The organism is Devosia sp. LjRoot3, from assembly GCF_964252865.1.
Classification (GTDB): domain Bacteria; phylum Pseudomonadota; class Alphaproteobacteria; order Rhizobiales; family Devosiaceae; genus Devosia.
The window spans coordinates 747334-767817 of record NZ_CAXUPK020000001.1 but is presented as its reverse complement, the minus strand read 5'-3'; the positions used below and the strand labels follow the sequence as shown (position 1 = coordinate 767817).

21 protein-coding genes are annotated in these 20484 nt (G+C 61.7%); 13 read left to right on the top strand and 8 right to left on the bottom strand.

Features of this window, described 5'->3' with window-relative positions:
• The first annotated feature begins 67 nt into the window (after nucleotides 1-67).
• Complete coding sequence (locus ACSQ2A_RS03750; RefSeq protein ID WP_436071124.1) at nucleotides 68-676, top strand: MarR family winged helix-turn-helix transcriptional regulator; 609 nt, start codon at nucleotides 68-70, stop codon at nucleotides 674-676.
• Between the two features lie 22 nt (nucleotides 677-698).
• Here ACSQ2A_RS03750 and ACSQ2A_RS03745 read toward each other — a convergent pair whose 3' ends face one another.
• Complete coding sequence (locus tag ACSQ2A_RS03745) at nucleotides 699-1025, bottom strand: DUF718 domain-containing protein (RefSeq protein ID WP_436071123.1); 327 nt, start codon at nucleotides 1023-1025, stop codon at nucleotides 699-701.
• Between the two features lie 166 nt (nucleotides 1026-1191).
• Between ACSQ2A_RS03745 and ACSQ2A_RS03740 the strand changes: the two genes are divergently transcribed.
• On the top strand, nucleotides 1192-2409 hold the full coding sequence (locus tag ACSQ2A_RS03740; RefSeq protein WP_295410489.1) for an MFS transporter: 1218 nt from the start codon (nucleotides 1192-1194) through the stop codon (nucleotides 2407-2409).
• 56 nt (nucleotides 2410-2465) lie between these two features.
• Here the strand turns inward: ACSQ2A_RS03740 and ACSQ2A_RS03735 are convergent, their stop codons facing one another.
• From ACSQ2A_RS03735 to ndk, 3 genes are all read right to left on the bottom strand, one after another.
• A complete protein-coding gene (locus ACSQ2A_RS03735; protein ID WP_436071122.1) occupies nucleotides 2466-4361 on the bottom strand; it encodes a DEAD/DEAH box helicase in 1896 nt (631 codons plus the stop codon).
• Between the two features lie 303 nt (nucleotides 4362-4664).
• On the bottom strand, nucleotides 4665-4871 hold the full coding sequence (locus ACSQ2A_RS03730; protein ID WP_295410492.1) for a tautomerase family protein: 207 nt from the start codon (nucleotides 4869-4871) through the stop codon (nucleotides 4665-4667).
• Nucleotides 4872-4958: 87 nt separating this feature from the next.
• Entirely contained in the window at nucleotides 4959-5381 is a 423-nt protein-coding gene (ndk, locus tag ACSQ2A_RS03725; RefSeq protein WP_295410494.1) for a nucleoside-diphosphate kinase, read from the bottom strand.
• A 237-nt stretch (nucleotides 5382-5618) separates the two neighbouring features.
• Here ndk and ACSQ2A_RS03720 point away from each other — a divergent pair, with 237 nt between their 5' ends.
• Nucleotides 5619-6032 (top strand): RidA family protein, encoded by a 414-nt coding sequence (locus ACSQ2A_RS03720; protein ID WP_436071121.1) that lies wholly within the window; start codon nucleotides 5619-5621, stop codon nucleotides 6030-6032.
• Between the two features lie 132 nt (nucleotides 6033-6164).
• Here ACSQ2A_RS03720 and ACSQ2A_RS03715 read toward each other — a convergent pair whose 3' ends face one another.
• Nucleotides 6165-6548, bottom strand: coding sequence for a hypothetical protein (locus ACSQ2A_RS03715; protein WP_436071120.1), 384 nt, complete (start codon nucleotides 6546-6548; stop codon nucleotides 6165-6167).
• Between the two features lie 217 nt (nucleotides 6549-6765).
• Here ACSQ2A_RS03715 and ACSQ2A_RS03710 point away from each other — a divergent pair, with 217 nt between their 5' ends.
• The 4 genes from ACSQ2A_RS03710 (at nucleotide 6766) to ACSQ2A_RS03695 (ending at nucleotide 11055) form a co-directional block, all read left to right on the top strand.
• A complete protein-coding gene (locus ACSQ2A_RS03710; RefSeq protein WP_436071119.1) occupies nucleotides 6766-8637 on the top strand; it encodes an ABC-F family ATP-binding cassette domain-containing protein in 1872 nt (623 codons plus the stop codon).
• On the top strand, nucleotides 8634-9062 hold the full coding sequence (locus ACSQ2A_RS03705) for a cupin domain-containing protein (RefSeq protein ID WP_436071118.1): 429 nt from the start codon (nucleotides 8634-8636) through the stop codon (nucleotides 9060-9062). The genes ACSQ2A_RS03710 and ACSQ2A_RS03705 overlap by 4 nt, the downstream gene beginning before the upstream one ends.
• A 78-nt stretch (nucleotides 9063-9140) precedes the next feature.
• Nucleotides 9141-10001, top strand: a complete 861-nt coding sequence (locus tag ACSQ2A_RS03700) for a DUF4344 domain-containing metallopeptidase (protein WP_436071117.1) — start codon at nucleotides 9141-9143, stop codon at nucleotides 9999-10001.
• Nucleotides 10002-10236: 235 nt separating this feature from the next.
• A complete protein-coding gene (locus ACSQ2A_RS03695) occupies nucleotides 10237-11055 on the top strand; it encodes a DUF4344 domain-containing metallopeptidase (RefSeq protein WP_436071116.1) in 819 nt (272 codons plus the stop codon).
• 6 nt (nucleotides 11056-11061) lie between these two features.
• Here ACSQ2A_RS03695 and ACSQ2A_RS03690 read toward each other — a convergent pair whose 3' ends face one another.
• Both ACSQ2A_RS03690 and ACSQ2A_RS03685 read right to left on the bottom strand, forming a co-directional pair.
• Nucleotides 11062-11679, bottom strand: coding sequence for a YitT family protein (locus ACSQ2A_RS03690; RefSeq protein ID WP_295410514.1), 618 nt, complete (start codon nucleotides 11677-11679; stop codon nucleotides 11062-11064).
• Nucleotides 11676-12122 (bottom strand): DNA polymerase III subunit chi, encoded by a 447-nt coding sequence (locus ACSQ2A_RS03685; protein ID WP_436071115.1) that lies wholly within the window; start codon nucleotides 12120-12122, stop codon nucleotides 11676-11678. The genes ACSQ2A_RS03690 and ACSQ2A_RS03685 overlap by 4 nt, the downstream gene beginning before the upstream one ends.
• 170 nt (nucleotides 12123-12292) lie before the next feature.
• Here ACSQ2A_RS03685 and ACSQ2A_RS03680 point away from each other — a divergent pair, with 170 nt between their 5' ends.
• The 6 genes from ACSQ2A_RS03680 (at nucleotide 12293) to rsmA (ending at nucleotide 19718) form a co-directional block, all read left to right on the top strand.
• Complete coding sequence (locus ACSQ2A_RS03680) at nucleotides 12293-13363, top strand: LptF/LptG family permease (RefSeq protein ID WP_295410518.1); 1071 nt, start codon at nucleotides 12293-12295, stop codon at nucleotides 13361-13363.
• Nucleotides 13360-14430: an LptF/LptG family permease gene (locus ACSQ2A_RS03675; RefSeq protein ID WP_436071114.1), complete on the top strand. Its 1071-nt coding sequence runs from the start codon at nucleotides 13360-13362 to the stop codon at nucleotides 14428-14430. Before ACSQ2A_RS03680 ends, ACSQ2A_RS03675 begins: the two co-directional genes overlap by 4 nt.
• Nucleotides 14431-14588: 158 nt before the next feature.
• The gene (locus ACSQ2A_RS03670; RefSeq protein ID WP_436071113.1) at nucleotides 14589-16733 is read left to right on the top strand and encodes an LPS-assembly protein LptD; all 2145 of its coding nucleotides are present in this window, start codon (nucleotides 14589-14591) and stop codon (nucleotides 16731-16733) included.
• A 108-nt stretch (nucleotides 16734-16841) separates the two neighbouring features.
• On the top strand, nucleotides 16842-17738 hold the full coding sequence (locus ACSQ2A_RS03665; protein ID WP_436071112.1) for a peptidylprolyl isomerase: 897 nt from the start codon (nucleotides 16842-16844) through the stop codon (nucleotides 17736-17738).
• A gap of 142 nt (nucleotides 17739-17880) precedes the next feature.
• Nucleotides 17881-18879: a 4-hydroxythreonine-4-phosphate dehydrogenase PdxA gene (pdxA, locus tag ACSQ2A_RS03660; RefSeq protein ID WP_436071111.1), complete on the top strand. Its 999-nt coding sequence runs from the start codon at nucleotides 17881-17883 to the stop codon at nucleotides 18877-18879.
• A complete protein-coding gene (gene rsmA, locus ACSQ2A_RS03655; RefSeq protein WP_436071110.1) occupies nucleotides 18876-19718 on the top strand; it encodes a 16S rRNA (adenine(1518)-N(6)/adenine(1519)-N(6))-dimethyltransferase RsmA in 843 nt (280 codons plus the stop codon). Before pdxA ends, rsmA begins: the two co-directional genes overlap by 4 nt.
• A 119-nt stretch (nucleotides 19719-19837) precedes the next feature.
• On the opposite strand, the gene gmk is transcribed toward rsmA, so the two are convergent.
• Nucleotides 19838-20476: a guanylate kinase gene (gene gmk / locus ACSQ2A_RS03650; protein ID WP_295410529.1), complete on the bottom strand. Its 639-nt coding sequence runs from the start codon at nucleotides 20474-20476 to the stop codon at nucleotides 19838-19840.
• Nucleotides 20477-20484 lie beyond the last annotated feature (8 nt).

Below are 20484 nucleotides of genomic sequence, written 5' to 3'. Positions count from 1 at the left end.
GTGCTGGACGCAATTACATGTCAATAGCATGCAATTGCCCGAAGCATGCAAAACTGCGGGGGCTGCCATGCCACTGAGCGACAAGACCGAGATGAATGCCGTGATTTTGCGAGCCGGACTCGACCCCGACACGGCAGAGGCCATGCTGGAAATCGACATGCTGATGCAGAAATGGCGCCGGCGGGCACAGAAGCGCGAGCTGGGCACAAGGGCTCTGGCGCATCTCAAGATCGCGCTCGATCTGGCGCAGTTCGACGTGCTCATTGCCATCGAGGGGCCAACGGAGCCCGGCGAGAGCAAGGGCGAGACCATGGTCGCCACCGTCGCCGAGCGGCTCAATATCGACCCTTCCCGGGCCAGCCGAGTGGTGGGCGACCTGGTGGACCAGGGCTATGCCCGCCGTGCCGTGAGCCAGGCGGATGCGCGGCGCACCATTCTCGAACTGACCGAGCGTGGCCGGGCGGTGATCGAGGCCGTGCGCGCCTACAAATTCCTGATCATGGGCGATTTTCTCTCCGAATGGAGCGCGGCGGATCTGGCTGCCTTCGTGCCGCTGCTCAAGCGTTTCGGTACTTGGATGGACGGCATCGATCCGGCCTCGGAAAAGCACGCAGCCGAAATCGCGGCGCTGGCCGAGGGGATCGCGCGGGCGGGAACGCAGACGGAGCCGGCCTGAGGAACTAGGTTGTCAGGACCAGCTAGTGCGTCTGCACGTTGTATTCGGCCACGGCCTCGCCGGAAACCGGGTCGGTGACGCCGAGATCGCCGCCAAGATCCTCGAGCATGGACCGCATGCCGTCCAGCGACTTGATCATCGCGGGGCGCGCCTTGACGATGCCGTCAAAGGCATCCCACTCGCCGACGATGCAGAAGGCGCGGTCCCCGGTCTTGATGAGACTGAAGCGGCGCATGCCGGCGGCCTTGAACTCTTCTCCGACCGATTTCAGCAAGGCGTCATGATGGGCAATCAGGGCGTCTTCGGAACCGGGTTTTACCCGGACACGCACGATATTATAGGCCGTCATCGAGGGCCTCCCATGTTGGCCGCCCAAGCCCACGGGGCCTGACGCGGAGTTTTCATTCTACTCCTCTGAAAGGGCCTATCACAGCAGATTTCAGGCTATCGAAATCGATTTCGATGGACGGATTGTGGCGCTGGCGTTAGGTCTTGCCGCTCTCTGGGAGGGGACTATGACTGCGAGACCACGCCTGCCGGTGACGGCGCTGCTCGGAACGAACATGTTCTTTTCGGGCGTCACCTATGCCGCCACCATGCCCTATGCATCACTGGTGGGTGTCGACACGCTGGGCATGTCGCCGGGCTGGTTTGCCTCGGTGATGAGCGTGGGCGCGGTGCTGGGCACTTTTGTCTCGCTGGGGCTGGGCTATATTTCGGACAAGCTGCCCGACCGGCGTTTGCTGGTGCTGATCACGGCTCTTGCGGGCGTTATCGGCCATGGGATGATCTATCTCTGGCCGACGCAGTTGAGCTTCATGCTGGCCATGGCCGTGGTGATGCCTTTGGCCGGCGCCTGCTACGGGCAGTGCTTTGCCTATGTCCGCGTCTACTATGTGCGGCACATGCCGGCGCGGGCCGATTTCATGGTGACGGCATTGCGCACCGTGTTCACGCTGGCCTGGATCATCGTGCCGCCCGTTGCCGGTTGGGTGGCGGCAAAGTTCAGCATTTTCAACGTCTTCCTGATGTCGTCGCTGAGCTATGCCGTAATGGGCGGTATTTTTGCGCTGCTGATTTCGGACAAGGCGACGGCCGTGCAGATGCCGACGCCGGTGCGAGCGGAAGGTGCGTCACTGCTCTCGACTTTCGCCCTGCCCCTTGGAACGCTGGCGGGACTGCTCGGTCTCATCGTCATGACGGCGGCCATGCGCATCCTCACCTTTACGGTGTCGCTGTTCATCGTCACCGATCTCGGTGGAACCGTCACCGATGTGGGATTTTATGCCGGGATCACTGCGGCTGTCGAAGCGCCTTGCATGCTGCTGCTTGCCTATCTCACGACCAAATTGAGCAAGGAAACGCTGCTGGCTGCGGCGGGGATCGTGATGGCTATCTTCATCGGGCTCGCCAGCATTTTGACAAGCATGACAGCGCTTTACTGGCTGCTCATTCTCAACGGGCTCGGGACCGCGGCGCTGATGAGCGTCAACATTCCCTACTTGCAGGATGCCATCAAAGGGCGCGTGGGGCTTTCCACCTCGCTCATGGATGTCGTGGCGATTGCCGCCAACCTTTTGGGTGCAACGGCCTTTGGCCTGCTGACTTCGGGCGGGAATTATCGCTTTGCGCTGATGGTGGCGGCCGGCGTTTCGGTCGCAGGAGCCGCGATCATGGCATTTGGGAATATGTCGCGCTTGGGCGAACTGCGGCAGGTCGAGCAGGCCGGATAGCGCTTTTGACCAGAGTGTAGATCCCCGCCTGAAGGCGGGGATAGATTTTTGCGTTTTCAGTCGTGAGCGCGCGGCTTCTTGTGGTCCTTGGACTTGGGCTTGGGAGCACCCTCACCGGCCGCCTTGGACCACTTTGGCTTACCCTTGTTCTTGTCGAAGGGCTTGCCTTCCTTTGGTTTGAAGGACTTAGCGGGGCGAACCGACACGTCTGCCGAGACCGCAAAATCGTCCGGGCGGAGATTTCCGGAGCCATAGCGCTGCTTGCGATCGGCGCGTTCCGGGCGGGGAGCGCTGGGATCATAGGCAACTGGCGGGCCGGGCGGACGGCGCTTGGACTGCGGCTTTTGCTCGGTCGGACCGTCGATGGCGGAGATGTAGACGCCCTTTTCGCCGGTGCCGTTCTTGCCGACGCTCTTGAGGAAACTATCCACCTTATCCGCGGCGACTTCGAAGATGGTTTCGGTGTCGAAAATGCGGATGGAGCCGATAGCGCCCTTGGTGACGCCGCCGGCCTTGCAGATCATGGGCAAAAGCCAGCGTGGCTCGGCTCTTTGCTTGCGGCCGACCGTGACCTTGAACCAGGTGCCGCCGGCAAAGGCTTCGCGGGTGCGCGGTTCGCGCTTGTCGAAATCGGTGACGAGCGTGGCCGAGATATCCTCGGGGATCGGACGGGCGGTGAGCTGCAGGCGGAGGTAGGCCGCAGCCAGGGCTTCCGGTGCCCATTTGGCTAGCAGACTGTCAACACTTGGACGCTCGTCATCGGTGATTACGTCACTCAAAAGCGAATTGGTGAGAATCGACTCGCGATAGCGTGCGTCGATGGCCTCGGCGGTCGGCGGCGCGATGTTCTCGGCTTCGATTTTCGCGGTGCGCAGGATCGACTGCGCGACACGACGGCGATGGGTCGGGGAGATGACGACGCAGGTGCCCTTGCGACCGGCGCGGCCGGTACGGCCGGAACGGTGGAGAAGGGTCTCGGCATTCATCGGCAGTTCGGCGTGGATGACGAGGTCGAGGTTCGGGAGATCGATACCGCGGGCGGCGACGTCGGTGGCAACGCAGATGCGGGCGCGGCCATCGCGCATGGCCTGCAGGGCATTGGTGCGTTCGGCCTGGCTGAGTTCGCCCGAAAGGGTAACGACGTCGAAGCCACGATTTTGGAGGCGGGCCGAGAGGTGCTTTACCGCTTCGCGAGTGGAGGCGAAGACGATGGTATTGGTGCTTTCGTACCAGAGGAGCGTGTTGATGACGGCGTTTTCACGCTCGTCGGCCGGCACGGTCATCAGCTTGTATTCGATGTCGGCGTGCTGCTCGCCGGACGAGGTCGCGGTGATGCGCAGGGCATTGCGCTGGAAGGTCTCGGCGAGCTTCGCGATCGGCTTGGCGACGGTTGCCGAGAACAGCAGGGTACGGCGTTCTTCGGGGGCGGTTTCGAGGATGAATTCGAGATCTTCGCGGAAACCGAGATCGAGCATTTCGTCGGCTTCGTCGAGGACGACGGCGCGGAGCGAGGACATGTCGAGGGCGCCGCGGGTGATGTGATCGCGCAGACGCCCCGGGGTGCCGACGACGATGTGGGCGCCATGCTGGAGGGCGCGGCGCTCGGTGCGCGCGTCCATGCCGCCGACGCAGGAGACGATGCGGGCGCCCATCTGGGCATAGAGCCATTCGAGTTCGCGCTGCACCTGCATGGCGAGTTCGCGGGTCGGGGCGATGACGAGGGCCAGCGGCACTTCGGCGCGCGGGAGAATTTCGGCGCCGTCGAGAATGGTTGGCGCGATGGCCATGCCGAAGGCGACGGTCTTGCCAGAGCCGGTCTGGGCGGAAACCAGGAGATCGCGGCCGTCGGCTTCGTCTTCGATGACGGCGGACTGAACCGGGGTGAGGTTTTCATAGCCCTTGGCTGCGAGGGTCGCGGCGATCGGGGCAAAGATGTTTTCAGGCAGGGACATAAAGGGGCTTTCGTAAAGCGGAATAGCCCCGGTGAGCGCGATGTCCATTCCCAAGAGGCGGGGCATCTTCGCTGGCAGAAGGGCTTTTGTGGCGCCGGGTTCCCCACCATTTCGGGGAGCGTCGTCGGTCTTGTCTGTGCATTCTAGCACAAACAAGCAAAAAGGCCGCCCGGCTGGGCGGCCTGATTTTGGTGCTGTCTATCGTCCGGGCCCTTCCCGCGCAATGCTCGGGACTGCATGAGGGGCAAGGCCCCTAAGCATGGCTCGGCCGCCGCAGCGCGATCGGGCTAAGCCCGACGCTGACTATTCCTTCGGCTGCTTGCGCAGCTCGGAGACCGGCTTGCCCTTGAAACCCCAGTTTTCAAGCGGCACTTCGTCGATGACGACGAAAGTGCTCTCGGGTTTCTTGTTGAGCACGCGGACCATAATCTCCGTAATGCCCGCGATCACTTCGGCCTTTTGCTCGGCAGTGACACCGTCGTCGAGGATGCGGACATTGACGTAGGGCACCGGCCCCTCCCTCGGGTCGTGGCGTAAGTCGCTCAAATCGCTCCACTGGAGCGATTTGACGGCCGGCAAAAAGCCGGCCGTCGCGTCTTACCCAACCAGTTCTTCGTCGCTGAAGAAGTACTTGATTTCCTGGGCAGCGGTTTCGGGAGCATCCGAACCGTGGACCGAGTTTTCGCCGACGGAGAGGGCGAATTCCTTGCGGATGGTGCCGTCAGCAGCGTTTGCCGGGTTGGTGGCGCCCATGATTTCGCGGTTCTTGAGGATTGCGCCTTCGCCTTCGAGGACCTGGACGACAACCGGGGAAGCGATCATCTGCTCGACGAGTTCGCCGAAGAAGGGGCGTTCCTTGTGAACAGCGTAGAAGCCTTCGGCCTGTGCGCGGGTCATGTGGATCTTCTTGAGGGCGATCGGACGCAGACCGGCTTCTTCGAACTTGGTCAGGATCTTGCCGATGAGGTTACGACGGACGGCATCGGGCTTGATGATGGAGAAGGTGCGTTCAATCGCCATGGCGAGAAAATCCTGATTGGGTTTGGAAAGGTGGCGCCTTTTAACGGGAGAGTTTGACGGAGGCAAGACGGGGTGTTTTCTCGGGTTTATTCTCTCGGCTTCAACCACTGTGTCATTCCTGCAGGAATGACACAGTGATGGAGGAGGCACAGCGGGTGATGGCCGCTGGGTTTGGCCATACTGACACGATCAGACGTTACGACTGGGGATGGTGCTTCCATCAACAGGAGAACTGCCATGACCCAATCGATCACGCGCCTCAATCCTGAAACCCTGCCCGATGCCGGGCAAGCGGGGTATTCGCAGATTTCGATTGTCGAGCCGGGACGGCTGGCTTTCGTTTCGGGGCAAGTGCCTTGGCGGCGGGATGGGGGTGCGGTGCCGGGGACGCTGGCCGAGCAGATGGTGATCGTGACGGAGAACCTGTCGGCGGCACTCACCGCGCTGAAAGCAACGACAGAGGACATCGCGCAGATGCGGATTTATGCCGTGGAACTCGGGCCGGAAAGCATGGGGATCGGAATGGCGGCGATCGGGAAGTTTCTCAACGGCGCACAGCCGAGTTTGACGGGGATTGGCGTCGCTGCGCTGGCGGCGCCGGGGTTGCTGATCGAGGTTGAGATGGTGGTGCGGGTGCCGGATGGGGTTTGAGGTCCCGACGTAACTGCGTCACCCTCGGGCTTGACCCGAGGGCGTTGTATTCTCTCGCGGCAGCCAAGTGCAGTGTCCTCGGGTCAAGCCCGAGGATGACGTTCGGTGGGCGTGCGGGTTCGGCCTAACCGACTAATCGCGCTCGACATCCGTCGAGCCCGTGCCAACAACGCGGCCATCGGCGGCGGTTACGGTGACGTCGATGCGGGTGATCGCTTCGTCTTCGGTGTCGATGGCGTATTTCACGTCATGCTCGACGATCTGCATGGTGCAGACTTCGGCAGTGGAGCTGACGGGGAAATTCACCGTGAGCGTGCCATCGACAAGGTCGCCGAGTTCGGCGCGGCCAATGGCGTCGCAGGCGCCGCCGTCGAATTCGAAGTCGATCAGAATTTGGTAGGGGTTGATGCGGGTGGCGTCGAGGTCGTCGAGCGGTTGCCCATTGTCCTGTGCCAACGCAGGAGCGGAAAGACCGACAGTGGCGATGAGGGCAAAAGCGAGGCGGGCGTCAAACATGTGGGCGTCCTTTTGGCTCGATGACTGATGCAGAAATGTCTGTATCACACATTGGATGCATGAATTTGGGCGACAGATTGGCACGGCAAGGGCTCGGCCTGTTGCTATAAGGAAGCCTTAACACTATCCAGCAGCGAACCATTTGTCGCGGCCCCCTGCCCTTTGCAGGAAGCGTTGCCTGCGTAGCCCCTTTATCCGGACCGATAATTTTCCCGCCATGTTGACCATCTCCAATCTCACTTATCGCATCGAAGGCCGCGAGCTGTTCGAAGAGGCCTCCGTGGTCATTCCGACGGGTTCGAAGACCGGCTTTGTCGGCAAGAACGGCACGGGCAAGACGACGCTGTTTCACCTGATCCAGGGCAATATCCACCTCGATTCAGGAACGATCGAGCTGAACAAGAAGGCGCGTATCGGTGGCGTGGCGCAGGAAGCGCCGGCGGGCGACGAAAGCGTGCTCGATGTTGTGTTGGCCGCCGACAAGGAGCGCACGGCGCTCCTTGCTGAAGCGGAGACTGCGACGGACGCGCATCGGATTGCCGAGGTTTACACGCGGCTGGCCGATATCGATGCCTATTCGGCTGAGGCGCGGGCATCTTCGATCCTGAAGGGCCTGGGGTTCGAGCAGGATCGGCAGAATGGGCCGACGCGCGAGCTGTCGGGTGGTTGGCGCATGCGCGTGGCGCTGGCGGCGGTGCTGTTTTCGCAGCCCGACCTGCTGCTCCTCGACGAGCCGACCAACTATCTCGATCTTGAAGGTACGTTGTGGCTGGAAAAGTATCTCGCCACCTATCCCTATACCGTCTTCATGATCAGCCACGATCGTGACCTCTTGAACAAGTCGGTCAATTCGATCGTGCATCTCGAGCATCGGAAACTGACCTTCTACAAGGGCAATTACGATACGTTCGAAAACACGCGCCGCATGCAGATGGAGCTGCACAACAAGAGCCGCGACAAGGCTCTCGATCAGGTGGCGCATCTGCAGAAGTTTGTCGATCGCTTCAAGGCCAAGGCGACCAAGGCAAAGCAGGCGCAATCGCGCATGAAGATGATCGAAAAGCTGCGGCCACCGGCGGCGCTGTTCGATGAATTCTCCGCACCATTCACCTTCCAGCAGCCCAAGGCGGAAGCGGCAACGCCTATGCTGACGCTGGACGGGGTTTCGGCCGGCTATGGCGACAAGACCATTCTGCGCAGTATCAATATGCGCATCGACCCTGATGACCGGATTGCGCTGATCGGCGTCAACGGCAACGGCAAGTCGACCTTCGCAAAGCTCCTCGCTGGCGACATCCAGCCGATGGGCGGACAATTGCGAAAAGGCAAGAAGCTGGAGATTGCGCACTTTGCGCAGCACCAGATGGACAAGCTCAAGCCCGAATGGACGCCATTCGAGCATGTGGTCGACATGATGCCGACCGATAGCGAAGCCAAGCGCCGCAGCCGGTTGAGCCAGATGGGGCTGACCAAATCGCGCATGGACACCAAGGCGAAGAACCTTTCGGGTGGCGAGCGCGCGCGCCTCTTGATGGGTCTCATCACCTTTGGCGGGCCGGGGATGATGATCCTCGACGAGCCGACCAACCACCTCGATATCGACAGCCGCGATGCGCTGGTGCATGCGCTCAACGAATATGAGGGCGCGGTGCTGATCATCAGCCACGATCGCCATCTGATCGAGGCGACCTGCGACACGTTGTGGATCGCCGAAGGCGGCACGATCAAGGAACTGGACGAGGATCTCGACAGCTACCAGCGCAGCATTACTTCCACAAAGGAAGGCAAGAACGGCGGCGGTGGCAGCACCGGCGCGCGCAAGCTTTCCAAGCAAGAGGCCGCGGCGCGTCGAGCCGAGCTGGCACCGCTCAAGAACTCCATTAAGGATGCGGAAACCAAGATTTCCCGTTTGAAGGTGGAAATCGAGAAGATCGAGGCGCAACTGGCCGACCCCAAGGTCTACAACGGGCCCGCCGACAAGCTGATCGCACTCGGCAAGGACAAGGCGCGGTTTGGCGCCGACCTCGAAACTACCGAAGAAACATGGCTGGCGCTGAGCGCCGAGCTGGAGGAAGCGGAGCGCGCATGAACAGGCTCGCCGCCAGGGACGTCATCTATACGCTGGGCATGGAACGCCACCCCGAAGGGGGATGGTATGCCGAGACGTTTGTCGACATCGAGGGCGAGACTGCGCGGGCGCATTCCACCGCGATCTACTACCTGCTCGAAGCGGGCGAGCTGTCGCACTGGCACCGGGTCGATGCGGTCGAGGTGTGGCACTATTACGCCGGGGCACCGATAGAATTGAACCTGTCGGAGGGGATTTCGGTCGATCGCAAGGTGCTGGGATCAGATCTTGCGGCGGGGCAGAGGCCGCAGGTGGTGGTGCCGCGCGACGTCTGGCAATCGGCGAAATCGCTGGGAGACTGGACGCTGGTCGGCTGCACCGTGGCGCCGGGTTTCCAGTTCTCCGGCTTTGAAATGGCCGCCAAGGACTGGGCGCCGGGGCGTTAAGGACTTCGGCGCTGCCGCGTTGACAGTGACGCGGCATTGGCATCTTGTGACTGGTATCAGTGAGCCGAAAGGCAGTTCATGCGTCGCTTGTTCGTTCCGATCCTGCTGGCCCTTGCCGCCCTGCTGACGGGTGGAGCCCAGGCACAGGATATGGCGGGCTTTTCCAAGCAGCAGCGCGCCGAAATCATCCGTTTCGCCGCCAATAACAGCCTGTTTGTGCTCTACCACGAGATGGCGCACCTGCTGGTGGACCAGCTCCGCCTGCCTGTGCTCGGGCGCGAGGAAGATGCGGCCGACAACATGGCCACATGGACGCTGCTCAACAAGCGCACGCCGGAATCGGACAAGGCGCTGGCGGACGCGGCCGAGGGTTGGCTTCTTACTGGCGTTGCCTATGGCAGCGGCAAGTATGAAGAGGATTTTGCGGCCGCGCATAGCCTCGACAAGCAGCGGGCCTATCAGATCGTGTGTCTGATGGTGGGGAGCGACGATACGGCGTTCCGGCCCATTGCCAATCAATATGCCATCGGCCGGGACCGGCAGGATTCCTGCTACTGGGAATATGAGCTGGTCGACCGGAGCCTCAAGGGCGTGCTTGAAGAGCACACGGCCGATGCCGGGAATGCCAAGGTCAACGTGACCTATCACGACGCCGGCGGGCGGCTGAAATTTGCCGCCGATGCCTTCCGTTCGAGCGGGGTTTTCGACGAGGTCGCCGAAGAGGTGCGCGAGAAATATCACCTGCGCCGGCCGGTGAAATTCAATGCGCGGCGCTGCGGCGAGGCGAATGCCTATTATGATCCGGACACGATCGAAATCATCTTCTGCTACGAGCTGATGAAGGATTTCATGGAGCTCTATGCGGCGGAGTTGCCCGATACTGTCGACCCTGCCCCGAGGCCTTCGGGCGCCGGCAAGGACAAGGGCGGCTCGAACTAGGACCGATCGCCATTCAGCTGATGCTGTCTACAAATGGCAGTTTTCTGCGCTTCCGGTGCTCACGTACCCAACGTACGCTCCGCTCCGGTTCTCAAAAACCGCCATTTTCGCCTCAGCCTGAGCTGACTGTCGATCGGTCCTAGCATTTTGTCGCGTTCTTAACCGGAAGCGTGTTATCCGCCTTGCCGGTCCGGAGGCGGACCGAAGCGTCAAACCCCTTTCGGAGTTCTCTCCCATGATTTCGCTGCGCAAGACGGCGGCCGTTTCCGTGTGCCTTGCTCTCCTCGCCGCGCCGGCAATGGCGCAGGACGAGGACCAGGTGCTTGCCGAGTCCATGGACTTTGCCATGCATGACGCGCTCTACACCATGTATCACGAGGTCGGCCACATGCTGGTGGGCGAGCTTGAACTGCCGGTGCTGGGCAAGGAAGAGGACGCGGCGGACGCGCTGGCGACGATCTGGCTTTTGACCGACGAGACCGATGACGACAGCTGGAATGCGCTGATCGACGCCGCCGATGGGTGGTACTTCAACGCGCTGAAATCGACCGGCTCTGGCGTCGAGGACTTTTCCTACTATGACGACCATAGTCTCGATATTCAGCGGGCCTATGCCATGGTCTGCATGATGGTGGGCGCGGAACCCGACGTGTTCGGCGAGACGGCCGATATCTACGAGATCGACGCGGACCAGCAGGAGGCCTGTGCCGATACCTATGAGCAGGCGGTGACGTCATGGGATGCCCTGCTCGAACCACATCTGGTCGATGGGGAACAGGGCGCAGAAATCGAGATCGTCTATGAGGACGCGGGCGACTACGAGGTCTTTGCCGAGGAGATGAAGGCCCGCGGCATTCTCGAACACGCGGCCAAGCTGGTGATGGACTGGTATGTGCTACCCGAAACCGTGACGTTCCGGGCGACGCAGTGCGGCGAGGCCAATGCCTATTTCTATCCGGCCGAGCGCGAGATCACCTATTGCTACGAGCTGGCCGAGCACATGTTCTATCTCCACCTCTATGACATCGTGGGCTGGAGCGACACGGCGGAGTAGTCGGGATCAGCTAAACCCGACGTAGCGGCCGGGCTTGTGGTTCAAAGCGACGATGAAGTTGAGAACCAGCGCGCCAAGGATGGAATAGAGCACCCTGTCGAGCGGCAGGATAAAGAAGGCGGCAAACAGAATGGCGGCGTCGACGGCGAGCTGGAAATAGCCGGCGCGGAGACCGAAATTTTCCTGGAGGTAAAGCGCCAGGATATTGATGCCGCCAACGCTCGCCTTGTGACGGAAGAGCGAGAGAATACCCAGGCCAATGAGGCCACCGCCGACGAGCGAAGCAAAGAGCGGGTGGATGTCGCTGATGCCGATCCAGCCCGGAATCTGGCTCGAAAAGTAGGATACGAGCCCGACGCAGATCATGGTTTTGACCGCGAAGGGCCAGCCCATGCGCAGGAATGCCAGGGCGTAGAACGGCAGGTTGATGCAAAAGAACAGCCAGCCGAAGGGAATGCCGGTGGCGTATTGGAGGAGCAGCGCGAGGCCCGCGGTGCTGCCGGTCGCGAGTTGTACTTCCGAATAGAAAGCGATGCCGAGCGAGACCAGCATGGTGCCGATGAGCATGGCAAAGAGGTCTTCGGGCAAAGTGTGCCGGCTGGGCGCCGCAAGGTCTGAGGTCATGCCTTTTTCATCCAGCGGCCATCGGATTCTTGCTGCCAATAGGTGACCTCGTTGCCGTCGCGCAACGCCCGCCAGGCCTGGCGGGCTTCGGTGACCGCATCGGGATCGTGGCCGGAGAACATGTAGACGATGCGCTTGTAGCCGTCGGCGGACTGGGGCACGGCGCGATCGACGAAGAAGCGGACCACGGCGCCGTTGGGATTGTCGGTTTCGGTTGTAAGAAGGATCGGCTGGTGCGGATCACTGGGTTCGCCGGCTAGGCCGTGGGGCAGGAAAGAATCATCGCGAAACGTCCAGAGGAGCGAATCGAGGACTTCGGCGCGTTCACGCGATCCGGATTCGACGACAGCGCGCCAGCCCCGCTCCAGCGTCTTTTCGAGAAGCTGCGGCAGGACCGATTCCAGGGGACGGACTTCGAGGTGGTAGAAGAGGACTTCGGCCATGGCGGCACATTATCCGGGCGCCGCGAGGAGCGCCAGCGCGGCAAGCGGGCAACAGGCCTGCACGAATTGAGATGTGCACAATCCGCGCAATTGTATCGAAGAAGGGTTTGGCCCATTGTCCCAGAAAACGCGGCCAAATGTGCGCCGCAAAAGGATTCTAGCGTAACGGCATGAGACGCCTGACTACCTATCTGGCACGGCTTTTCGCCACGGATGCGTTGATCCTCACCGCAATCCTGTGTGTGCTGTTGTGGCTGGTGAACTGCCTGAGGCAGTTCGAACTCATCTCGGTAAAGGGTCAGGGATTCGGCACGCTGGCCATCCAGGCGCTCTATACGATGCCGCCATTGGCGATGGCCTTTTTCTATATCTGCGTCGGTATCGGCATGATCCGGGCGCTGAGCGCGCTGCAACTGAGCCGTGAGCTGCACATCATCCACGCCACCGGTTCGACGAGCGGTATCTGGCGCGGTGCGGCCACGGTGATCATGGGCGGGATCGTCGTCGTCATGCTGCTTTCGCACTGGCTCGAACCCTGGGCCAATCGCAAATATACGGAACTGGCGGCGAGCGTGGCTGCCGATCTCGTGAGTTCGACCCTCCGGCCCGGGCGGTTCACCCAGGTGACGCCGGGGGTGATCCTTCTTATCGGCGGGCGCGAGGCGGGTGGGGAGATCACCGACTTCTTTGCCGATGACCGCCGCCTGCCCGATTCCCGCCGGACCTATATCGCCGAGAGTGCGCGGGTTTCGAGCGACGGGGAAAACTACGTGCTCGAGCTGCGCGATGGCATGCTGCAATATGTGCAGGATGACGGGCGCTATTCGGAAGTGCGCTTCAGCCGCTACGATCTCAGCGTCGCCAGCATTTCGCAGGCCATTGCCGGTGGCGACTCGATGGCTGAGCGGAACAGTGTCGACCTCATCAGCGAGGCGATAAGTACCGGGTTCCTATCGCAGGAGGCAGGCAATCGGCTGCTCGACCGCTCGGCCGAGGCGCTGCGGGTGATCGCCATCGGGCTCTTTACTCTCGCCATCGGGGCTTTTCCAAGCGGCGCGCGCGCCAGAGTACCCATGCCCATTGAGGCCATGGTGCTGCTGGTTGCCTTCGCAGAGCGCGGCATTGGCACCTATAGTCCGCTCGGCATTGGCACTGGATCGGTCGTGCTCATCATCTTTTCGGGGTTGGTATTGGCCTGGCGGCTTTGGCCGCGGCGACCGGTTGCGCTGGTGAGCGCATGACCAGAATCGATTGGCTGGTGCTGAAGCGCCTCGCGAGCCGCATCGGGATGACGGTCTTCATCTTCTACGGCCTCATTGCACTGGTCGAATCTCTCGACACCTGGCGCTTTAGCGTCGTTTCTGAACGGGACGGCCTGCCGATGGCCATCGTGATGGTGGCGATGAGCGCGGTGCGCTGGACCATCAAGACGCTGCCGGTGACGGTGCTGATGGGGGCGATTCTGGGGCTCGCGGACCTCAAGGCGCGGCATGAGCTGACGGTGATCAAGGCCAGCGGCATTTCCATCTGGCGGGCCGTGCGCGCACCGACCGCGGTGCTGCTGCTGGTCAGTTTCGTCATTTCCATCGGGGCGGAGACGGTCAGCACGCAGATCAATCGCGGGCTCTACCCTACCCCGCCGGGCCTCGCCGCCCTGCTGACGCCGCCGGGCGAAATCTGGCTCGAACAGGAGGGCGAAGGAGTCAAATACGTCATTATGGCGCGCTCCATGGCGCCAGGTGGCGCCGAGCTCAACGATGTGACGCTCTTCCACATGGCAAGGACCGACATACCCCGGATCGAGGCCGCGCAAGCACTGCTCGAAAATGGCGTGTGGCGCATGCCGATGGCCACGGCGCGGACGCCGGAAAAGCCGCCCTATACGATCTACGACTATGAAGTGCCTACCGCCTCCACCGCGGCCGAAATCAGCCTGAAACTGGCTTCGGTCGAGGACATGACCTTCTTCGACATTGTGGACCTCTTGAGCAAGGGCGTGGCCGACCCGCTGGTCAAATCGGCGGCGACGATGCGACTCTACAAACTTCTCTCGCTTCCACTTGTGCTTAGCGGTTCGCTGTTCATTGCCTTTGCGTTTACCGCAGGTTATCGAAGGGGCACTAGTCTAGGTCCCGCGGTCCTCTATGGCATCGTGCTCGGATTTGTCGTGTTCGTGATTACCGAGATGGCCGACCGCGCGGGGTCGACTGGCGTTCTCGATCCAACTTTCGCGGCAGTCGGACCGGCATTGGTAGCCATTGTGATTGGTGTAACAGTGCTACTGCACAAGGAAGACGGACGGACGTGACGCGAAGCCAGGGACATCGAAAGGGCTTTTTGCGCGCATTGCTCGTTGGTGCGTCTCTGTGCCTTTTTGCCTTGCCTGCTGGGGCGCAGGGTCTTGTTCCCGCTGACTTCTTCAACGCCCCGATTGATCCGGCCTCCCCTACCGGGGTCGAGGCTAACGTGCTGACCTTTGACGCCAGGACCAATACGATCCAGGCTTCGGGCGGCGTGGTGCTGAAATCGAGCGGCTACATCGTGACCGGCGAGACGCTGACCTACGATCGCAACGCCAATTCGGTGAAGATGAGCGGCGCCGTGACGGTGACGGACCCTTCGGGCAATGTGATGGAGACGACCGATCTCGACATCACCGGCGGGCTGAAACAGGCTTTCTTCAATGCCCTGACGATCACGGCCTATGACGGATCGCGGATCACCGCCGATAGCGCCGACTATGATTCCGTGCTGCAGAGCATCTACAACAATGCGAGCTATGCGCCCTGCGGCGAGTGCGTTGACAACAAGGGCCGCCGTATCGGCTGGTCGGTCAATGCCAGCCGGATCGTGCACAATTCGGAAGATAACTCCGTCACGCTCGAAAACTCGACGCTTTACCTGCTCGGCGTTCCGGTCGCCTGGGTGCCCTATCTGTGGCTGCCGGACCTCAGCGAATCCGCGCTGTCGCGGGCGCCGCGGCCGAGCATCAGCTATGGCGAGAAAACCGGCGTTGGCGTCGGCGTTTCGGTCAATGTCTATGGCAACAAGTGGACCGATGTTTGGCTGAGCCCGAAGTTTTTCTCTCGGCAGGGTTTTCTGCTGGGTGCCGAATGGGTGCAGCGGTTCGAGAATGGTTCGTTCCAGGTCAAGGCTTCGGGCCTCAACCAGTGGGATCCTGGTGCCTTTGGAACCGAAGTGGGAAACCGCGAATGGCGTGGCGCCATTCAGACCTCGGGCACGTTCACCCCGGTAGAGAACTGGGAAGCGGGCTGGTCCTATACGGCTTTCACCGATGCCAATTATCTCAGCGACTATGAACTGACGACGGCAAAGTCTTCGACCAATCAGGTCTATGCGACCCATGTCAGCGAGCAGACCTATTTCGACATTCGCCTGCAGCAGTTCAATCAGCTCGGCAATGTGACCCAGGCGAGCCAGGACGCGCAGGGCGCCAACCTGCCGGTGACCCGCTTCGAGCATATCATTGACCTCGAAGACGATATGGGCCGGCTGGCCTTTGAGGGGCATCTGCGCAATGTGGTGCGCAATGCGGACAGCAAGACATCGGTCAATGGCGTGAGCTACGTCTATGGCTATCAGGGCACCAAGACGCATGCGACCCTGCAGGCGAGCTGGCAGAAGCAGATCATCGGTGGTGGCGGTTTCGTCTTTACGCCCTATGTCGGCGCGCGCGCGGACTTTTCCTATTATGAAGGCAAGAGCGTGCTGCTGCCGGGCGAAGCGAGCCTCTTGAGCGCGACGCCGATTGCCGCGATCGATGTGCGCTATCCGCTGATAGCGAGCAATGGCGCGGATGTGCATATCATCGAGCCGATTGCGCAGCTGGTTTATCGTGGCTCGAACACGACCATGCTCGGCATCACCAATGACGATGCGCAGAGCTTCGTTTTCGATGACACGAACCTTTTCAGCTACAATCGCTTCTCCGGCTATGACCGGCAGGAGACTGGGCTGCGCGCCAATATTGGCGGGCGCTACCAGGCCAATTTCGACAATGGCAGCTATCTCGAACTGATCGGCGGGCAATCGTTCCAGCTGGCCGGGGCCAATGCCTTCTCGACCGTGGACCACGCCAATACCGGCGCGGGCGGTGGTTTGGGCAATGACGCATCCTATGCGGTGCTGGGCGCCTATGGTTCGTTCACGCCGGGCCTGACCTTTGGCGCCAAGACACAGCTCGATACATCGGCCTGGAAACTGGCGCGGTTTGGGGCTGGCGCGAGCTACAGCGCCGATGGCTATGGAGCAACGCTCGACTATCGCGTTATCGGCGCCAATCCGAGCCTGGGACAATTGCTCGACCAGCACGAGATCGTCGGTGGCCTGACCATTCCGGTGGCGGATTACTGGAGCCTCAAGGGTAGCGCAGCATGGGACCTCAGCGCCAATAGCTGGCTGCAGGTTGGCGGTGGCTTGGTCTATGACGACGGCTACCTGATGCTCGGTGCCAATGCGCAGCGGAACGGGCCGACCCATACTTCGCCAAATTCGACCAGTGTGCTTGCAACTTTTGCCATCAAGGCGCCGGCGGGGCTGAACCTGGGCTATAGCGGCGCGGTGCCGACGCCGAGCTTCCTCGGTAATTGAGACTCATTGCCGCCCGCCTATTCGGATTTTGGCCGTATTGTTTGGGCAATTGACAGCACATGTTTCGAGCCGCATTGATGCGGCAAACTTTACAATGCGGACCTGACGATGACCTTTGCATTTATGCGGCGCGCCACCAGCGCCATGATCCTCGGCCTCGTGCTGGCGACGGCATCGGCCCTGCCCAGCTTCGCGGCAACCATTGTAACGGTGAACGGCACCGCCATCAGCGACGTGCAGGTCGACCAGCGGCTGCGCCTGTTCAACATGGAAGGCAACAAGACCGGCCGCAAGGGCGCGACCGATCAGCTGATCACCGAAGCCATCCAGATGACCGAAGCCAAGCGGCTTGGCATCAATGTCTCCAATGCGCAGGTCGATGAAGCGCTGCTGCAGATTGCGCGCAATCTCAAGGTAAGCCAGGACCGGCTGATCGAAATGCTTGGTCAGGGTGGCGTGAGCGCCGACACGCTCAAGGATCGCCTCCGCGCTGCCATCGCCTGGAACGCCATTGCCGAGCAGGCTGTGGTTCCCAATGTGCAGATTTCCGATCTCGAACTCGACCAGCAGGCAGCCGCGCGTCTCGCCGACTACCAGGGTTTTGACTACATCCTCAAAGAGATCGTCTTTGTGGGCGCTGGCGCCAGCGGGCGCACGGCGCAGGCCAACAAGTATCGTTCGAGCTTTGCCGGCTGCGACAGCGCCGTGCAGCTCTCTCTCGCCTATACCGACGCCGCCGTGGTCGATATCGGCCGCCGCCATGCCACCCAGCTGCCCGAGGCCATGGCCAAGGAACTAGCCGGGATGAATGTCGGCGGGATTACCAAGCCGCGCGTGGTCGAGGCTGGCGTTTCCATGCTCGCCATCTGCGAAAAGACGCAGGCGCAGGATCTCACCTTCATGAAGGATGAAGTGCGCGCCGAAGTTGGTAGCGGCAATATGGAAAAGGAAGCCGCGGCCTATCTCGAGAACCTGCGCAAGAACGCCAAGATCATCTACAACTAAGACAAAGAGCCGGGCGATACTACCCGCCCGGCGTCATTCCCGCGAAGGCGGGAATCCCTGTTTCAGCGCCCAAACAGAGATCCCCGCCTTCGCGGGGATGACACCGAGGGTGAAATGACCTCTCGGTGGAATTGGGCGCAAAATGAAGCCGCTGGCGATCAGCATGGGCGAACCCGCGGGGATCGGCCCGGATATTCTTCTCTCACTTTTTGCGCAGCGACAGGCGCTTGGGTTGCCGGCATTCGTCGTGTTCGGGCATGCGGGGTTTCTCGCTGAGCGGGCCAGGCGGCTGGGGCTCGACATCGAGATTTTGGCGACCACGCCTGCCGATGCGGGTGAGGTATTTTCGCGGGCCCTGCCCGTTGTCGATATCGCGGGGGTAGTCCCGGACCAGCCTGGGCAAGCGCATCCAGAGTCAGCGCGGGTGGTGATTGCGGCAATCGAAGAGGCTGTGGCGAGCGTCCGGGCGGGAGAATGCCGGGCGCTGGTGACGGCGCCGATCCATAAGGGCGCGCTCTATCATGTGGGGTTTGCGCATCCGGGGCATACGGAGTTTCTGGCGGCGCTTTGTGTCGAGAACGGGAAAGAGCCGCTGCCGGTGATGATGCTGGCGCATGAAGAGTTGCGGACGGTGCCGCTGACTATCCATGTGCCGATCAAGGATGTGCCGGGGTTGCTAACCGAGGACCTGATCGTCGAGACGCTGCGAGTTATGGCGCGAGACCTCAAGAGCCGGTTCGGGATTGCGGCGCCGCGGATTGCTGTGGCGGGGCTCAATCCGCATGCGGGCGAAGGCGGGGCTATCGGGCGCGAAGAGGTAGAGATCATCATTCCGGCGCTGGAGAAGGCGCGGGCGGAGGGGATTGACGCGATCGGGCCCCTGCCCGGCGATACGCTGTTTTTCCCGCGCCACTGGCGGCAGTATGATGCGGTATTGGCCATGTATCACGATCAGGCGCTGATCCCGATCAAGACGGTGGCGTTCGATGCCGGCGTGAATGTGACGCTGGGACTGCCGATCGTGCGGACATCGCCTGATCATGGGACGGCGTTTGACCTGGCAGGCACCGGAAAAGCCTCGACATCGAGCTTTTTGGCGGCCATAGCCATGGCAGACAAGATGACGTCCGGGACCGCATGAGCCAGATCGATACGCTTCCGCCGCTGCGCGAGGTCATTGCCACGCATGGGCTGCAGGCGAAGAAAGAGCTGGGGCAGAACTTTCTGCTCGACCTGAACCTGACGGCGCGTATTGCCCGCGTTGGCGGTTCGCTCGAAGGCGTGCGGGTGATCGAGGTGGGCCCGGGGCCCGGCGGGCTGACGCGGGCCCTGCTGGCCGAGGGTGCGCGGGAAGTGATTGCCATCGAGCGCGATGCGCGGGCGCTGCCGGCGCTGGCGCAAATCGCCGATGCCTATCCGGGGCGCCTGACGGTGATATCGGGCGACGCGATGGAAATGGACTATCGGCAGCTTGCCGACGGCCCGACGCGGATCATCGCCAACCTGCCCTACAACATCGGCACCCCGCTGCTTACAGGCTGGCTGACGCAGGAGCCTTGGCCGCCGTTCTTCGAGAGCATGACGCTGATGTTTCAGCGCGAGGTGGCAGAGCGTATCTGCGCCAAGCCCGGCGAAGACCCCTATGGGCGGCTGGGCGTATTGGCCGGATGGCGCAGCGACGCGCGGATTGCCTTCAATGTCGGGCGACAGGCTTTTGTGCCGCCGCCCAATGTGACTTCGGCCGTGGTGCATCTGGTGCCAAAGCCGGTGGAAGCAGGCTTGTCGGTCAAGCATGTCGAGCAGGTGACCAAGGCGGCCTTTGGGCAGCGGCGCAAGATGGTGCGGCAATCGCTGAAGTCGCTGGGTGTGCCGGTGGAAGGGCTGCTGGCGGCAGCGGAGCTCAAGGGCGACGAACGGGCCGAGGATCTTCCCATTGAGGCCTTTTTGGCCATGGCGCGGGCGCTGCCGGGGTTGCGGTAAGCGCCGCAATCATTCCGGTCACTGCGTCATTCCCGCAAAAGCGGGAATCTGATTGCGCAGAAACAGAGATTCCCGCTTTCGCGGGAATGACGCAGTGGGTGGGGTGAGATACGACCCTGTCAGGCCGGACCGATCTGGTTCTGCAGGTCGCGCACGAAGTTATCGAGATTGATCTGGCGCTTGCGGTCGAGACGGGCCGAGGCGAGGATGGCGCGGACGCGGGCGACGGAGAGTTCGAGGTCTTCGTTGACGAGCACGTAGTCGTATTCGTCGTAGTGATCCATCTCGTTGCGCGCGTTCCTGAGGCGCTTTTCAATGGTGCCGACGCTATCCTGGGCGCGGCGTTCGAGACGGGCGCGCAGTTCCTTGATCGAGGGCGGCAGGATGAAGACCGTGACCATGTCGGCACGGCACTTTTCATAGAGCTGCAGGGTGCCCTGATAGTCGATGTCGAAGAGAATGTCGTTGCCCGAGGACAGCTGCTCTTCGACGAGGGCACGCGGGGTGCCGTAGAAATTGCCATGGACTTCGGCGGATTCGAGGAGGCCACCATCCCTACGCATCTGCTCGAAGGTCGGCACGTCGATGAAGTGATAGTGCTTGCCGTCGACTTCGTCGGTGCGGCGGCCGCGCGTGGTCACCGAGACCGACAGCTTGATATTGGGATCGGCACCGAAGAGCGCGCGCGAAATGGAGGATTTGCCGGCGCCTGAGGGAGAGGCGAGGACGAGCATGACGCCGCGGCGCTGAAAATCCATCTTTGAGG

Excerpts from the sequence above, each read along its gene's own strand:
- ACSQ2A_RS03750 (WP_436071124.1), top strand. The coding sequence starts at position 68 with ATGCCACTGAGCGACAAGACCGAGATGAATGCCGTGATTTTGCGAGCC.
- ACSQ2A_RS03745 (WP_436071123.1), bottom strand. The coding sequence starts at position 1,025 with ATGACGGCCTATAATATCGTGCGTGTCCGGGTAAAACCCGGTTCCGAA.
- ACSQ2A_RS03740 (WP_295410489.1), top strand. The coding sequence starts at position 1,192 with ATGACTGCGAGACCACGCCTGCCGGTGACGGCGCTGCTCGGAACGAAC.
- ACSQ2A_RS03735 (WP_436071122.1), bottom strand. The coding sequence starts at position 4,361 with ATGTCCCTGCCTGAAAACATCTTTGCCCCGATCGCCGCGACCCTCGCA.
- ndk (WP_295410494.1), bottom strand. The coding sequence starts at position 5,381 with ATGGCGATTGAACGCACCTTCTCCATCATCAAGCCCGATGCCGTCCGT.
- ACSQ2A_RS03720 (WP_436071121.1), top strand. The coding sequence starts at position 5,619 with ATGACCCAATCGATCACGCGCCTCAATCCTGAAACCCTGCCCGATGCC.
- ACSQ2A_RS03715 (WP_436071120.1), bottom strand. The coding sequence starts at position 6,548 with ATGTTTGACGCCCGCCTCGCTTTTGCCCTCATCGCCACTGTCGGTCTT.
- ACSQ2A_RS03710 (WP_436071119.1), top strand. The coding sequence starts at position 6,766 with ATGTTGACCATCTCCAATCTCACTTATCGCATCGAAGGCCGCGAGCTG.
- ACSQ2A_RS03705 (WP_436071118.1), top strand. The coding sequence starts at position 8,634 with ATGAACAGGCTCGCCGCCAGGGACGTCATCTATACGCTGGGCATGGAA.
- ACSQ2A_RS03700 (WP_436071117.1), top strand. The coding sequence starts at position 9,141 with ATGCGTCGCTTGTTCGTTCCGATCCTGCTGGCCCTTGCCGCCCTGCTG.
- ACSQ2A_RS03695 (WP_436071116.1), top strand. The coding sequence starts at position 10,237 with ATGATTTCGCTGCGCAAGACGGCGGCCGTTTCCGTGTGCCTTGCTCTC.
- ACSQ2A_RS03690 (WP_295410514.1), bottom strand. The coding sequence starts at position 11,679 with ATGACCTCAGACCTTGCGGCGCCCAGCCGGCACACTTTGCCCGAAGAC.
- ACSQ2A_RS03685 (WP_436071115.1), bottom strand. The coding sequence starts at position 12,122 with ATGGCCGAAGTCCTCTTCTACCACCTCGAAGTCCGTCCCCTGGAATCG.
- ACSQ2A_RS03680 (WP_295410518.1), top strand. The coding sequence starts at position 12,293 with ATGAGACGCCTGACTACCTATCTGGCACGGCTTTTCGCCACGGATGCG.
- ACSQ2A_RS03675 (WP_436071114.1), top strand. The coding sequence starts at position 13,360 with ATGACCAGAATCGATTGGCTGGTGCTGAAGCGCCTCGCGAGCCGCATC.
- ACSQ2A_RS03665 (WP_436071112.1), top strand. The coding sequence starts at position 16,842 with ATGACCTTTGCATTTATGCGGCGCGCCACCAGCGCCATGATCCTCGGC.
- pdxA (WP_436071111.1), top strand. The coding sequence starts at position 17,881 with ATGAAGCCGCTGGCGATCAGCATGGGCGAACCCGCGGGGATCGGCCCG.
- rsmA (WP_436071110.1), top strand. The coding sequence starts at position 18,876 with ATGAGCCAGATCGATACGCTTCCGCCGCTGCGCGAGGTCATTGCCACG.
- gmk (WP_295410529.1), bottom strand. The coding sequence starts at position 20,476 with ATGGATTTTCAGCGCCGCGGCGTCATGCTCGTCCTCGCCTCTCCCTCA.